Origin of the sequence: Nostoc sp. ATCC 53789, assembly GCF_009873495.1 — a bacterium.
Classification (GTDB): domain Bacteria; phylum Cyanobacteriota; class Cyanobacteriia; order Cyanobacteriales; family Nostocaceae; genus Nostoc; species Nostoc muscorum_A.
In genome coordinates, this window is sequence record NZ_CP046703.1 from 3,935,520 (window position 1) to 3,948,331 (window position 12,812).

Annotated in this window: 18 protein-coding genes; 6 read left to right on the top strand and 12 right to left on the bottom strand. The window is 41.6% G+C overall.

The genetic code is table 11. The features are described 5' to 3' along the window. Nucleotides 1–23: 23 nt before the first annotated feature. On the top strand, nucleotides 24–1,028 hold the full coding sequence (locus GJB62_RS16220; protein ID WP_114083026.1) for a 2-hydroxyacid dehydrogenase: 1,005 nt from the start codon (nucleotides 24–26) through the stop codon (nucleotides 1,026–1,028). A gap of 78 nt (nucleotides 1,029–1,106) precedes the next feature. Here GJB62_RS16220 and GJB62_RS16225 read toward each other — a convergent pair whose 3' ends face one another. The 8 genes from GJB62_RS16225 to GJB62_RS16260 form a co-directional block, all read right to left on the bottom strand. After that, nucleotides 1,107–1,361 (bottom strand): hypothetical protein, encoded by a 255-nt coding sequence (locus tag GJB62_RS16225; RefSeq protein ID WP_114083025.1) that lies wholly within the window; start codon nucleotides 1,359–1,361, stop codon nucleotides 1,107–1,109. Nucleotides 1,362–1,426: 65 nt separating this feature from the next. Then, on the bottom strand, nucleotides 1,427–1,549 hold the full coding sequence (locus GJB62_RS38020) for a hypothetical protein (protein ID WP_258551454.1): 123 nt from the start codon (nucleotides 1,547–1,549) through the stop codon (nucleotides 1,427–1,429). Then, on the bottom strand, nucleotides 1,549–2,292 hold the full coding sequence (locus tag GJB62_RS16235; protein ID WP_114083024.1) for a M50 family metallopeptidase: 744 nt from the start codon (nucleotides 2,290–2,292) through the stop codon (nucleotides 1,549–1,551). Before GJB62_RS16235 ends, GJB62_RS38020 begins: the two co-directional genes overlap by 1 nt. Before the next feature lie 38 nt (nucleotides 2,293–2,330). Further along, on the bottom strand, nucleotides 2,331–2,492 hold the full coding sequence (locus GJB62_RS16240; protein ID WP_159402523.1) for a hypothetical protein: 162 nt from the start codon (nucleotides 2,490–2,492) through the stop codon (nucleotides 2,331–2,333). Nucleotides 2,493–2,569: 77 nt separating this feature from the next. Next, nucleotides 2,570–3,445 (bottom strand): FHA domain-containing protein, encoded by an 876-nt coding sequence (locus GJB62_RS16245; protein WP_114083023.1) that lies wholly within the window; start codon nucleotides 3,443–3,445, stop codon nucleotides 2,570–2,572. Between the two features lie 239 nt (nucleotides 3,446–3,684). Beyond that, nucleotides 3,685–4,407, bottom strand: coding sequence for a 6-phosphogluconolactonase (gene pgl, locus GJB62_RS16250; protein ID WP_114083022.1), 723 nt, complete (start codon nucleotides 4,405–4,407; stop codon nucleotides 3,685–3,687). Nucleotides 4,408–4,679: 272 nt separating this feature from the next. Beyond that, the gene (rph, locus tag GJB62_RS16255; protein WP_114083020.1) at nucleotides 4,680–5,423 is read right to left on the bottom strand and encodes a ribonuclease PH; all 744 of its coding nucleotides are present in this window, start codon (nucleotides 5,421–5,423) and stop codon (nucleotides 4,680–4,682) included. Between the two features lie 169 nt (nucleotides 5,424–5,592). Next, nucleotides 5,593–6,216, bottom strand: a complete 624-nt coding sequence (locus GJB62_RS16260) for a nucleoside monophosphate kinase (protein WP_114083019.1) — start codon at nucleotides 6,214–6,216, stop codon at nucleotides 5,593–5,595. 343 nt (nucleotides 6,217–6,559) lie between these two features. On the opposite strand from GJB62_RS16260, the gene GJB62_RS16265 reads away from it, so the two are divergent. The 3 genes from GJB62_RS16265 to dcd (GJB62_RS16275) all read left to right on the top strand — a co-directional run bounded on the left by GJB62_RS16265 (nucleotide 6,560) and on the right by dcd (GJB62_RS16275) (nucleotide 8,398). Further along, nucleotides 6,560–7,096, top strand: a complete 537-nt coding sequence (locus GJB62_RS16265) for a P-loop NTPase family protein (protein ID WP_114083018.1) — start codon at nucleotides 6,560–6,562, stop codon at nucleotides 7,094–7,096. A 96-nt stretch (nucleotides 7,097–7,192) separates the two neighbouring features. Next, complete coding sequence (gene dcd / locus GJB62_RS16270) at nucleotides 7,193–7,765, top strand: dCTP deaminase (protein ID WP_220186660.1); 573 nt, start codon at nucleotides 7,193–7,195, stop codon at nucleotides 7,763–7,765. Nucleotides 7,766–7,828: 63 nt separating this feature from the next. Continuing rightward, nucleotides 7,829–8,398, top strand: coding sequence for a dCTP deaminase (dcd, locus tag GJB62_RS16275; protein WP_220186659.1), 570 nt, complete (start codon nucleotides 7,829–7,831; stop codon nucleotides 8,396–8,398). Between the two features lie 18 nt (nucleotides 8,399–8,416). Here the strand turns inward: dcd (GJB62_RS16275) and dut are convergent, their stop codons facing one another. The 4 genes from dut to thyX form a co-directional block, all read right to left on the bottom strand. Further along, the gene (gene dut, locus GJB62_RS16280) at nucleotides 8,417–8,857 is read right to left on the bottom strand and encodes a dUTP diphosphatase (RefSeq protein ID WP_114083015.1); all 441 of its coding nucleotides are present in this window, start codon (nucleotides 8,855–8,857) and stop codon (nucleotides 8,417–8,419) included. A 45-nt stretch (nucleotides 8,858–8,902) separates the two neighbouring features. Next, nucleotides 8,903–9,754, bottom strand: coding sequence for a deoxycytidine triphosphate deaminase (locus tag GJB62_RS16285; protein WP_114083014.1), 852 nt, complete (start codon nucleotides 9,752–9,754; stop codon nucleotides 8,903–8,905). A gap of 229 nt (nucleotides 9,755–9,983) precedes the next feature. Continuing rightward, a complete protein-coding gene (locus GJB62_RS16290; RefSeq protein WP_114083013.1) occupies nucleotides 9,984–10,832 on the bottom strand; it encodes an Rpn family recombination-promoting nuclease/putative transposase in 849 nt (282 codons plus the stop codon). Nucleotides 10,833–10,911: 79 nt separating this feature from the next. Continuing rightward, nucleotides 10,912–11,634, bottom strand: coding sequence for an FAD-dependent thymidylate synthase (thyX, locus tag GJB62_RS16295; protein ID WP_012409077.1), 723 nt, complete (start codon nucleotides 11,632–11,634; stop codon nucleotides 10,912–10,914). Nucleotides 11,635–11,828: 194 nt separating this feature from the next. On the opposite strand from thyX, the gene GJB62_RS16300 reads away from it, so the two are divergent. Both GJB62_RS16300 and GJB62_RS16305 read left to right on the top strand, forming a co-directional pair. Continuing rightward, nucleotides 11,829–12,044, top strand: a complete 216-nt coding sequence (locus GJB62_RS16300) for a chlorophyll a/b-binding protein (RefSeq protein WP_114083012.1) — start codon at nucleotides 11,829–11,831, stop codon at nucleotides 12,042–12,044. 143 nt (nucleotides 12,045–12,187) lie between these two features. Continuing rightward, nucleotides 12,188–12,769: a thioredoxin family protein gene (locus tag GJB62_RS16305; protein ID WP_114083011.1), complete on the top strand. Its 582-nt coding sequence runs from the start codon at nucleotides 12,188–12,190 to the stop codon at nucleotides 12,767–12,769. Nucleotides 12,770–12,812 lie beyond the last annotated feature (43 nt).

Genomic DNA, 12,812 nt, shown 5'->3' on the forward strand with positions numbered 1-12,812 from the left:
CAGCATAGAGCTTGAGGTTTTGAATGAAAGTAGCAGTCTTCAGTACAAAAGTCTATGATCGACAGTTTTTATCAACTGTAAATTCTCCCACACAACACGAATTAGCGTTTTTTGAACCCCGTTTAAATCGGGATACTGCTATCCTCGCCGCCGGATTTCCGGCGGTTTGCGTATTTGTACACGATCAGGTTGATGCCCCAACTTTAAAACTTCTCGCCTCACGGGGTACTAAGCTGGTTGTCCTTCGGTGTGCTGGGTTTAACAATGTAGACTTACAAGCCGCAGCAGATTTAGGAATTACTGTTGTGCGTGTTCCCGCTTACTCACCTTATGGAGTAGCAGAACATGCCGTAGGATTGATTTTAAGCCTGAATCGCAAAATTCATCGGGCTTATAACCGTGTCCGAGAAAGCAATTTTTCCTTAGATGGACTGTTGGGATTTAACTTGCATAAGCGTACAGTGGGGATTGTCGGCACAGGTAAAATTGGTCTGATTTTAGGACAGATTATGAAGGGTTTTGGCTGTAATCTACTCGCTTATGACGTTTATCGCAATCCAGAATTGGAGGCGCTAGGTGGAAAGTATGTAGAACTACCTGAGCTATTTGCCAACTCTGATATTATTTCCTTACATTGCCCCCTGACTCCCGAAACGCATCACTTAATTAACGCTGAGGCTATAGAACAGATTAAGCCAGGCGTAATGCTAATTAATACTAGCCGGGGAGCGCTGATTGATACCCAAGCAGTGATTGAGGGATTGAAGTCTGGTAAGATTGGCTATCTCGGTGTCGATGTCTACGAACAAGAATCGGAATTGTTTTTTGAGGATTTATCTGGCGAAATTATTCAAGATGATATTTTCCAACGTCTGACAATGTTCCCTAATGTACTAATTACCGGACATCAAGCCTTTTTTACAGCAGAAGCTCTTCACAATATTGCAGAAACAACTTTTGCTAATATTGCTGATGTTGAAAATGGTCGTCCTTGCGCTAATGAAATTCGCCCTCAACCGTCAGCTTAGGTAAGGATTGGCGATCGCTATTTTGTATATTAATTCTGAACGATAGGCAACGCGGAGACTTTGGACTAAAATCACTAGTCAATCCTCCTCATCAGGCAAATTTTCCATTTCCTCAACAATTAGCGTTTGAAAATCTTCGTCACAATGAGTATGCAGATGAACGGCAGCAGCTAGGAGTTCTGCGAGAATTTCGGCTTGTTGGTTAGCAGTTAAACTAGTTAACTGTAACTGGTTAACTAATGCTTGTACTTTCAGACACTCTGTACCTAATTCAGCAATCAAGGTACTGAGGGTTGAATTCATGACTGCAAGAGGGCGATCGCTAATCTGCATATTTATTGTCCCAATCTTTTACGCGCTTGTTGCATTGCCTTGTCAAAAGCACGAATCTCTTTTTCCTAATGCTTAATTAAACCTTCGTCAGGAAAACTCTTCTCTGATTCCAGTCTAATCTTTTCTTGATGTTCAGTAATTCTTTGAGTTAAAGATTTAATTGCCTTTTCATGATGCTTCTTACTCATTACTCCGAACGATAGGCAACGCGGAGACTTTGGACTAAAATCACCAGAGATGCGATCGCCATCAACCCGCCCCAAAACCAGTAAGGTAAAAGCAAATATCGCTGCATTTGCGCTGTATCAGAGAGTCCAAGGGGGCCAGCAGAACTACTAAATAGATAATCAAGTTGATGGTACGTACTCACACAAGCTTGTACACCCAGAAATTGAATGGCAAACCCTTGCGCCCAACGAGGTGCTTTCAGGGCGATACCCAAAATTATTAAACCCAACAAGGGAATTGCCACTAATCCAAACCAGGAACGTATCCAAATTAATGTGGAAAATAGCAAAAAACTCCCTAATATTTTCAAACTTAGGGAAGCTGCTTTAAAACTGCGGGAAGCCAGAATCAAAGCTGCACCAGCAAGAGGCGGTCCCATTGGTCCGGCAGCTGCGACCATTGCCGGGCCAATTGGCCCGAATGACGACCGAATGCCATAAGTTGCAACACCGGAACCATTGCTAAAAATCTGTAATTTTTGAAACTGTCCCCCTAATAGGAGTGCCATTAAACCGTGACCCATTTCATGGAACCAGGTTGCCAGGATTGTAAATGGGTATAAGATATAATCACCTCCTGGTACTTGCCACAGTAAAGCAGTTGCGATCGCTGCTGCAATTAGCCAGGTTAGCCCCATACGCTCAACAACTGACGGGGCTTCTTGGGTGAGCAAGGGTTCAGAATTTTTACTTGGTTCCCTCATAGGTCACTCTATTTTGGATTTTAGATTTTCTGGAAAATTCAAAATTTTAAATTGGCAGTGTATTTTATCCATCCTAGTGTAATTATTGAGGTAGTGGAGTTGCTGGACAATGCAACAATTCGCACATCGAAGCGACGGCTATAAACTATGGCGCTATCAAAAACAACATAGTTATCCGTCGCTTGTCTGATGCGGTGCATTTGTTTCTCCTCCAAAAAAGATGCCGGAGGATGGGCAGAACATGCTTAGACTGATGTCACAATTAATGGAAAATCAGTTAAGCAAGTTGAAACAGAAATGTCATTAAGTCTCCTTTACCCAAACTGATGCGATCGCCTGGTCGCAATCGATGACGATTCCCTGGTAAAAGGGGCAAGTTATTAATGTAAGTGCCATTAGAACTTCCCACATCTTCTACATAGTGAGCGTCTCCCTCAACACGAATATCTGCATGAATCCGCGAGACAACTTCTGAATTGGGAAATCCTGAAACGTCTATATCTGGAGGAATCCGGTCATTAGGCTTGCCGATATGAATCACAGAGAGATTTTGCGGCAATTCAATTAGCCGATCGGTTTGAACGTGGATTAACCGCGCCATAACCTGCTGCAATTGCGTTCTGGCAACGGTTACAGTTGGTGCTGGTGCAGCTGGTGGAGGTAGTTCCGCTTCAGAGGGTGGCGCTGGTTCCAACGGTGGTGGAGTAGGAATACTTTGTCCAGAAACTACGGGTACTGCGACGCTTGGCTCTGCTTCTGGGGGGCTGTTTTCTATAACAGCTGCCTCTGGGGGAGCTACTGGGGGAGCTGCCACCTCTGTTGCTGGTAAAGATGAACTGGGAGGATGAGAGTTTGTAGAACCGCTCATTCCCAAAGCATCTGGTTGTAAAAGTTCTAACAGTGGATCGGGTGGAACTAACGGCGGTACTTCCACAGGAACATCGGGAGTAACTGTTGTAGCTACCGCACTATGAACATGTGGAACTCCTGCGGAGTGAAGGTTACAGCCACACTGGCCACAGAATGCAGCATCTGCCTGCACACTTGCCCCACAACTAGGACAGTTAGTAGTCGCAGGCAACGGTGTATAGCAAGCTTCGCATTGGACAGCACCATCAGGGTTGGGATGATTGCAATTAGGGCAGACGATCATCGATATTTAGCCTTTGTTCAAGATCATCATAAATATAGGTAGGACTGGCAAGCAGAGGGCGGCCCTAGCTTTAGATTCTAGCAATTACTGCCGATTTGATACGGAAAAGGGAGCAGGGGGCAGGGGAGCAGGGGACAAGGAGATAAGGGGACAAGAAGTGAGAACTTGAAACAAGTCTTTCCCCTTGTCCCCAATTCTCCTTGTCCCCAAGTCCTCTTCCCAATTCCCAATTCCCAAATTTAATGTTGAAGTTCCGAACCTGCTGCCGCATCCAGGAGCCACCAAAGTTCACCTTGGGGCCGAATTAAGCGGGATGGGTAAGCGAAGTCATCGGCGACAGGTGCAAAGACTTGCGCCAAAGCTGGGCGTTTATTAGCACCAGCAACCAGAAAAATCACATTGAGAGCAGAGTTGATGAAGGGGTATGTGAAACTTATTCTGGGGTTTCCGTCTTTGTTACCCACAGTTACCAGGCGATCGCGTACTTTGAGTGCCTCTGTGTGGGGAAACAAAGATGCAGTATGTGCATCGTCACCCATTCCTAGTAATACTACATCCAATGCGGGAAATTCTACCCCAGAAGAATTGAAAAATTCTTTGAGATGTTGTTCATACTTTGCAGCCGCGAGTTCTGGATTGGCTTCTAAAGTTGGTACGGGGTGAATGTTAGCTGCTGGGATATCAACACGATCTAGCCATGCACGACGCGTCATCAGTTCATTGCTATCGGGGTGATCTGGTGGTACGTAACGCTCATCTCCCCAGAATACATGAATTTTATCCCAAGGCAGTTTTTGAGTAGCGATCGCTTCGTATAACGGTTTAGGTGTACTGCCGCCAGATAAGGCGATGGTAAAACGCCCTCGCTGCTCAATAGCAGTTTCTAACTTAGACAGAATTAATTCTAGCGCTCGTGCAACCAGCGTCGGCTGATCCGGTAAAACTTCAACGGTTTTGCTCATGGCTTCATCATCATATTGCTGGCTTCCAGCAATACCATACCGAACTTATTACAATCCTCCTTTTTAACTTTTGAAACATTTAACATCATGGATTAAGTAGGCTGGAAAATGTAGATGCTTATTATCACCATTGATGATAAGTTGTCAGTAGTCAGTTGTACTAACTACTAACTCTTCTCATAATTATTTTTATTTACACCCAGTTACTTGATACTTTGTTGATTAACACCACAGAGGATACATTTATTAATTCTTATTAAAAATTAATAAAACTAATTAATCACAACCAATGATTCCCAATCAGCGATCGCTTCGCGTTGAAGGATTAACAATTCCTGAATTCCTTTTTGGGCGACATCGAGAAGTTGATCCAACTGAGTGCGGCTAAAGCTCCCTTCTTCGGCTGTTCCTTGGACTTCAATGATGCCCAGGTGTTGATTCATCACCACGTTAAAGTCTACTGTTGCAGCCACATCTTCGATGTAATTAAGATCCAAAAATGGTTCTCCCTCCAGTAATCCTACGGAAATTGCTGCAACCTGTCCACACAGAGGCGATCGCTCTAACACGCCCTCCTGCAACAATTTAGAAATCGCATGAGCCAACGCCACAAAGGAGCCTGTAATCGCTGTTGTTCGAGTTCCAGCATCTGCTTGCAAGACATCGGCATCTACAGTCAGCGTGCGTTCTCCTAATACCTCAAAATCCACTGCTGCACGTAAGCTGCGCCCAATTAAACGTTGAATTTCTTGCGTCCGTCCAGATAATTTCAATAATTCCCTTTCTTGGCGTTTTTGAGTGGCGGATGGTAACATTCGGTACTCAGCAGTTAACCAGCCTTTACCAGTTCCTTCGAGAAACTTCGGGACTCCCTTATTAACGCTAACAGTACAAAGTACCTGAGTATCACCGCATCTTGCGAGAACAGAACCGGGGGCAAAGTGTGTGAAACTGGGGTAAAAGCTTATCGGACGTAGTTCGTAAGGAAGACGGCCGTCTGGACGCTGCCAAGCCATTGGAATTGCCTCAAATTTTACAATACTGCCTTAAGATTACCTTAGTGTTGTAAATCATCTTTTTAGACATTGGGCATTGGGCATTGGGCATTGCCAAGAATTCATTTCCTAACTCTCTGACTCAGCACGGGCTAAACGACCCGCTAGCGCTAACAGTACTCAGCACTCTTCAAGGAACTGAAAGCAGAGTCAAAATATTTTGCTGCACCATTTCTGGTGATTGGTCGCCGTTGATGGTCAATAGGCAGCGACGACGGTCGTAATATTCTAGGATTGGAATGGTGCGATCGTAGAATAATTCTACACGGCGCTGCACGATTTCGGGTTGGTCATCTGGTAGCGATCGCCCCAAAGAACGACTAACCATCACTGCTTCTGAAACTTGGAGATAAATTGCCCAATCTAGCTTTTGCCCTAAATCATCCAATAAAAAATCTAATTCCTCAGCTTGGAAGGCTGTACGAGGATAGCCCTCTAAGACCCAATCGCAGTTAATATCTGGTTGTCTGAGGCGAAGTCTGATCAAATCAACAATCATTTCGTCTGGAACTAACTCCCCTTTTTGTATGTAGGGCAGTGCGTGATAACCTAGTTCACTTAGACTAGCGTAAACCGAAAGAGAAGTCCGGGGATCGGCTTCCGACCATCGAAATTCCGGCAGGGGCTGAGTGCCAGATATTGCTTCCCGTAAAATCTCACCTGTAGAAATCAGAGGAATCTCAAAGTATCTGCCAAGCCTTTGTGCTTGAGTGCTTTTCCCCGATCCTGAACCTCCCAGAATCACCAATCTCACAACAATTCACTCCTCATGCTGTCAAATTCACTACTTGCTAAGTCTGTTTTGCCCAAACAACCGACAAATCTAACATCTAGGAATTTTCAGACGTTATACCCAGCCTTTTTAAATAATTGGAACTGTAACTCTTATGTTTTAACTTTTACAACTATTTTCAGCGAAAAGACGTAAATTTAAATCAAAACAACTATTGACTTACACACAAACGTAGTGTTTGACTAAGAATGCAATTTGTCAAATCCACCACACCTGTGAAAAACAGATTGATTATACAGGCAGATTTGTACTAATTACTGACAGCAAAGAAACTTAATTATTGTATCTTTTTGAACTTAACCCTATGGTTGCCCAGCTAGAAACTCAAAACATCAATTCAACCCTTATCTTGCCATATCCAGTTGAAGGACTAGTGCAAGTTTTCACTAGCTCACATCGTAATTTTTTTACGAGCGTTATAGCTCAATCACTGAGAATAGCTGGACAAGGAACGTCAGTATTAATCGTGCAGTTCCTCAAAGGAGGTATTCGTCAAGGACACGATCGACCCATACAATTAGGACAAAATTTAGATTGGATTCGCTGTGATTTGCCTCGTTGTATCGATACACCACATTTAGATGATACGGAAAATAAAGCCTTACAAGAACTGTGGCAATATACACAACAAGTAGTGTGTGAGAGCAAGTATTCTCTCGTGGTCTTAGATGAGTTAAGTTTGGCGATTAACTTTGGTTTAATTCCTGAAACGGAGGTTTTAGCGTTTCTGGCAAAACGTCCTCCTCACGTTGATATCATTCTCACAGGGCCAGAGATGCCAAAATCTCTCTTGGATGTAGCAGATCAAATTACAGAAATCCGTCGGAGTTATCGACCCTAAACAAAGTAAGTACTCGGTTCGTGCTACTATATCAAGTCTGTTTAAATTAACGTTAGCAACGAACTTGTGATTAAGAACGATATCTGGATTACTGAAATGGCTCAACAGGGCTTGATTTCGCCCTTTGAGCCAAGCCTAATCCGAAAAGTGCAAAAAGATGAGTCTGTAGCGCTTCAACCTGTAATTAGCTACGGTTTGTCTTCTTATGGTTACGATATACGCCTTTCCCCGGTTGAGTTCCGCATTTTTCGACACATTCCCGGAACTGTAGTTGATCCAAAAAACTTTAATCCTCAGAATCTGGAGCCAATACCACTGCACACAGATGCTAATGCCAGTTACTATATATTACCTGCTCACTCCTATGGTCTGGGCGTTGCTCTAGAAAGATTGGAGGTTCCGGGTAATATCACTGTGATTTGCATTGGTAAATCTACTTATGCGAGATGTGGTATTATAGCAAACGTAACTCCTGCTGAAGCTGCATGGCGTGGTCATTTAACTTTAGAATTTTCCAATTCTTCTAGTGCTGACTGTAGCATCTATGTAAATGAAGGGGTAGTGAAGTTGCTATTTTTAGAAGGCGAACCCTGCGCCATCAGTTACCATGCTCGTCGGGGTCAATATCAAGATCAGGCTGAGATTGTGACGTTGGCCAAGGTATGCTGATAACTTGGTTTGAATTAGCTGTGGTGTCAACTTGTGATTAAGAACGATAATTGGATTACTGAAATGGCTCAAAAGGGTATGATTTCTCCCTTTGAGGAAAGTTTAATCCGAAAAGTGCAAAAAGATGGAGATTCAGGGGTACGACCTGTAATTAGCTATGGTCTTTCTTCCTATGGCTACGATATCCGTCTTTCCTCGGCTGAGTTCCGCATTTTTCGCCACATTCCTGGAACTATAGTTGATCCCAAAAACTTTAATCCTCAAAATTTGGAACCAACACCGCTACACACAGATGGTAATGACAGTTATTTTATCTTACCTGCTCACTCCTACGGTCTGGGAGTTGCACTAGAAAGGCTGGATATTCCAGGTAATATCACTGTGCTTTGCATTGGTAAATCTACTTATGCAAGGTGTGGTATTATAGCAAATTTAACACCTGCTGAGGCTGCATGGCGAGGTCATCTTACGTTGGAATTTTCCAATTCTTCCAGTGCTGACTGTCGAATTTATGCCAATGAAGGGGTCGTGCAGTTGTTATTTTTAGAAGGTGAACCTTGCGATATCAGTTACGAAACTCGCAAGGGTAAATATCAGGATCAGGCTGAAATTGTGACACTAGCTCGCGTATAGTCTAGATAATATGCAAGTTTACACATTTGCTGTAATTCCTGTCGAGCCAAAACCGCCATTTCCTCTAGATGTAAGACTGAGGCTATTAACTTCTTCAACATCAACCCGAACAACAGGTGTAATAACCATTTGAGCGATTTTCATTCCCTTTGTGACTTGAAAAGAACTTTTACCATGATTGATTAAAATTACACCTATCTCTCCTCGATAACCTTCGTCTACCGTACCTGGAGTATTTAAAACAGTAATTTGATATTTAAGAGCTAGACCGCTTCTAGGACGAATTTGAGCTTCTGTTCCTTGAGGCAATTCTATTGAAATGCCAGTATGTATTAGCCTACTTTCTCCAGCAGGAAGTTCTAATTCGTCTATAGAGACTAGATCTAAGCCTGCATCATTTGGATGTTCATATTTAGGAATAATAGCTGAATCAGCCAGTTTCACTACTTTTAACTTCATATACAAATTACCTCTATGGTGTTTGTTTAATTTTCATAACAAATCTTATATTTTACGGTTGAGATCAACAGTAATTAGGGCTGTCAATGCAGAAGATATTACAATCATAAGAGCATTGATAGTATAATTAGTTCCAGCATACCAATTTTTTTGTCCTAGTTGCTTTTGATTGGCTTGTAGATACCCAGTCAATAATCCTAACACAAGAATTAATCCAATAAAAGCAGCATACAATTTTAGAGATAGGATTTTTTTATTTTTGTTTTGAACTTCTGTGTTATTTTGATTAGCTTTTTTTTCACGTTCACTTTTTATACTCTGATAATCTTTACATTCCTCTAGTTTTAATAGGAGTAAATCTTTATTACTCATGTAGGGTTTGTCAAGAGCATTGCTCTCCTCTCTATTTGTTTGTATACCTACTTCACCAAGAATATCTCTTCTACCATGTGTGTTGCCATGTTCTCTGCTAGACTCTGTATGAAGATACTGAAATGCTAAAGTTACAAAGTTAGTTGTTTCCGGAATTAATTCTACTGGATTACTGCTATGATTGGGTAATGAAATTAGTGAAGGACCTATATAATTAGGATCAAGAGTAGTTCCAATATGACCAGTACCTTGTGAAACTTGAGTAACCCTAGAATGATAGGTTCCTGTTATTTTTTTGGATACCCAAACTGTTTCATTAGTTTCTATTAGAGCAGTGTCTCCTGGAGCAATAATAATTTTATCCTGTAGACTATTATAAATACTTTGCTTAGTTGATAAACTCCAAGCATACTTACTGGCTGTTAAATTGTAACTTGCACCTTTAAGATTATCTTGCGTGAATGGATAGATTAATATATTGATTCCTAACTCTTGTTTGATATCATTATCACTTAGTATTGACATAGCTTTACATTTTAATTAGTACTAAAAATAATATTATAAAGTTCAAATTCCAAAAAGTATTAAACTTTGAACTTTGTATTTCAAATAAAGGCATTAAGATGCTAATCTTGCCTTGCCCAAATCTGCTTTTCATATCATTGTGCGATCGCTCTAAATCATACCTAAAAATCGGAGTGTGATAGTTTGCTTTATCCCACTGCAAGTTATGTCAGCTTTCGCATATAAGGATTCATCGCGCTTCTAGCCAAACCTGTAAATCGGCCAAACTAGTAAAATCTAACAGTGCTTCACTCAAATCTTCCAGAACAGGCACAGGTAAACTAGAAATTGAGGAGCGTATTTCCTCAGAAAGCTTCCCAAATCGCTTAGTCAATTGCCGGAGAATGAGATTAGCTGTTGCTTCTTCACGTCCTTCCTCACGTCCTTCTTCCTTAATTTCTCGGTAAACTCGCGTTTCCTTTAGCGCGATTCCTAGCATAGACTCTACCTCCGCTTGAGTTAATTGTTCAAACCTGTACACCATAATCGTTGTTATTAATTCAATTATGGCGCGACTCGATGGTGATAGCATTTCTTGAGCAGTTCTTGTTAACAAATACCTTGCTTCTTCTAGTGCTTGTTCTTCATCCACTGTAGTTAATACCATCAAGGCTACCCATATAGGTAATTGACGAATATCCCCTAATTCATCTAAATACACCCGATGTATTTGTTCACCATTCAGCAATGAACGATGAGGATGAATATCGATTTGTTCAATACTGCGCGATGGGTAAATTATCACTGCTTGCCAGTCGCTAAATCTGACACGGTTGCGGTAGAAATATAACGAAGATTCAGCCCATACTCTCTCATAAAGTTGTTCATCTTTTTGGAACTGAACCTCACAAAAATATACAACTCCAGCACCATCGCTTTCAGGTGGTAGAAATACTCCGTCAATTTCAAATTTTGGTTCTTTAACTGCGACTGAATCAAAACGATAACTATCTGCGTTAGTTGGAGGATTTGTCAACAGTTCAAATAGCAAAGTTGGAGACTGTTGAAACAGTTTGTAAAATATTGAGTCTCGACGCATGAAAACATTTTACTAATTTTTTATTTATGATTTTCTGGTGGCTGTTTGGACAATCCCCTTGAGCCAGAACAAAGTATGATTATGGTGCAAGTCTGGCCTTACCAAGACGCTGTTTTTCATACCATTGTGCGATCGCAGGTGCCCAATCTTCAAAGTGAGGCCACATCATTTCACACAATTTCTGAATTTCAAGTTGAGCATCTTTCTTATTTCTCAGGTCACAAAAATGCAAGAAAGACCTTAAATTGAAACTCACTACAAAATGCTGGCGATAGTCAAAAGGCACTTTACCTCTTGCGTGTTCTTCAGACATTCCACCCTCAAAATCAGCTTGATATCGTTTAGCTGCTTCCAAACACCACTCCAAATCTGCTGCTCGTTGCTCTGGTGAATAATGGTATTTTTTGCCTTGTCTATCAGTGTAATAACCAACAGGGCGTAGGTAAAAAACATCTTCTATGTCTTTCTTACCTTCTAGTACATCAATAAATTGGTTGCCTGTGTACCTAAAAGACTGAACATCAAATGATACTCCTACACGATGTGTACGAGCCTGCTGCATAACACTGTGGGGAAAGTAACCACAGTTGAAAACAATCTGAGGATGCTCTAGAGGCCCATAGTGTCCCCTCTCACCCGCTAAAAGTCGCTTAACAATAACTTCGCCGCTTTGTGACTCTGACGGCCAGGAGTCGCGCTCATCAAACACGAACCCATCGGTATAGTCCTGGTGCATCGCGGCATAAATCACCTGCTGCGGGTTTGGCGTTTTGGCAATAACCTCTACTCGAAATCGATGCATTAGTTTTTAGGAATGGATTTGTGACTGAAAGTGCTTATGCAGAAGAAGCGGAGCCTGTTCGTTAGACATGGCTTTGAACTCGATCCACTATCATATCTCTGCCTTGGACTTCTACTTGAGGAGATTAAGATACTTTACAAATATTAATAACTTTGTTACAGTTATTTACATAAAGAGAAAACAGGGAAAAATCCATGCGTACAAGCACTGCTATAATTGACGACCAAGGCAAACTGAACAACTTTGCGATCGAGCCAAAGGTTTATATAGACGAGCAAGGCGATCGCACTGGTTTCACTCCCTATGCAGAAATGCTCAACGGTCGTTTAGCAATGATTGGTTTTGTTTCTCTAATAGCATTAGAAGTATTCACAGGACACGGTATTGTTGGTGTTTTGGCAAATCTGTAAAAACTAATTTTTTATAACGTAATTCTCAATAGATATTAAGAGACGGTAGATTTACCGTCTCTTCTTTTATGGAAAGCTTAGTGCTAGAGTGAAAATATACTGATAGCAAAAGCCCTTATTAGCGTAAAAATATTAGGTGAACTATGGCTTTAACTGCTTCAACTATGTTGCCGCTAGGCACAAAAGCACCAGATTTTAATCTACCTGAAGTGGTATCTGGAAAGGCAACTTCACTTTCTACCTTTGCAGATAAAAAAGCGTTGTTGGTAATGTTTATTTGTCGCCATTGCCCATTTGTAAAGCACATCCAACAAGAATTAGTGCAGTTAGGAAAAGATTATTTTACAAGTGATTTAGCGATCGTTGCTATCAGTGCTAACGATGCGAAGAATTACCCAGATGATGCGCCAGAGTCGTTACAAGCATTTGCCACAGAACAAGGATTTAATTTTACCTTATGCTACGACGAGAGTCAGGAGACGGCAAAAGCTTACACAGCAGCTTGCACACCTGATTTTTTTGTATTTGATGAGCAACGCAAACTTGTTTATCGGGGACAATTAGATGATAGCCGTCCCAGTAATGGTAAACCTGTAACAGGCGCAGATTTACGCGCAGCCATTGAAGCAGTGCTGGTAGGCAAACCTGTTACAAGCGACCAAAAGCCGAGTGTTGGTTGCAATATTAAATGGAAACCCGGAAACCAACCCAGTTATTTTGGTTGAAAGTGGCTATATCAGCTTACTCATATCCGATCGTGCAACACCC

Bases quoted from the DNA above. Each gene is read 5' to 3' on its own strand.
- GJB62_RS16220 (WP_114083026.1), top strand. From the start codon at position 24: ATGAAAGTAGCAGTCTTCAGTACAAAAGTCTATGATCGACAGTTTTTA.
- GJB62_RS16225 (WP_114083025.1), bottom strand. From the start codon at position 1,361: ATGCAGATTAGCGATCGCCCTCTTGCAGTCATGAATTCAACCCTCAGT.
- GJB62_RS38020 (WP_258551454.1), bottom strand. From the start codon at position 1,549: ATGAGTAAGAAGCATCATGAAAAGGCAATTAAATCTTTAACTCAAAGA.
- GJB62_RS16235 (WP_114083024.1), bottom strand. From the start codon at position 2,292: ATGAGGGAACCAAGTAAAAATTCTGAACCCTTGCTCACCCAAGAAGCC.
- GJB62_RS16240 (WP_159402523.1), bottom strand. From the start codon at position 2,492: ATGCACCGCATCAGACAAGCGACGGATAACTATGTTGTTTTTGATAGC.
- GJB62_RS16245 (WP_114083023.1), bottom strand. From the start codon at position 3,445: ATGATCGTCTGCCCTAATTGCAATCATCCCAACCCTGATGGTGCTGTC.
- pgl (WP_114083022.1), bottom strand. From the start codon at position 4,407: ATGAGCAAAACCGTTGAAGTTTTACCGGATCAGCCGACGCTGGTTGCA.
- rph (WP_114083020.1), bottom strand. From the start codon at position 5,423: ATGGCTTGGCAGCGTCCAGACGGCCGTCTTCCTTACGAACTACGTCCG.
- GJB62_RS16265 (WP_114083018.1), top strand. From the start codon at position 6,560: ATGGTTGCCCAGCTAGAAACTCAAAACATCAATTCAACCCTTATCTTG.
- dcd (WP_220186660.1), top strand. From the start codon at position 7,193: ATGGCTCAACAGGGCTTGATTTCGCCCTTTGAGCCAAGCCTAATCCGA.
- dcd (WP_220186659.1), top strand. From the start codon at position 7,829: ATGGCTCAAAAGGGTATGATTTCTCCCTTTGAGGAAAGTTTAATCCGA.
- dut (WP_114083015.1), bottom strand. From the start codon at position 8,857: ATGAAGTTAAAAGTAGTGAAACTGGCTGATTCAGCTATTATTCCTAAA.
- GJB62_RS16285 (WP_114083014.1), bottom strand. From the start codon at position 9,754: ATGTCAATACTAAGTGATAATGATATCAAACAAGAGTTAGGAATCAAT.
- GJB62_RS16290 (WP_114083013.1), bottom strand. From the start codon at position 10,832: ATGCGTCGAGACTCAATATTTTACAAACTGTTTCAACAGTCTCCAACT.
- thyX (WP_012409077.1), bottom strand. From the start codon at position 11,634: ATGCATCGATTTCGAGTAGAGGTTATTGCCAAAACGCCAAACCCGCAG.
- GJB62_RS16300 (WP_114083012.1), top strand. From the start codon at position 11,829: ATGCGTACAAGCACTGCTATAATTGACGACCAAGGCAAACTGAACAAC.
- GJB62_RS16305 (WP_114083011.1), top strand. From the start codon at position 12,188: ATGGCTTTAACTGCTTCAACTATGTTGCCGCTAGGCACAAAAGCACCA.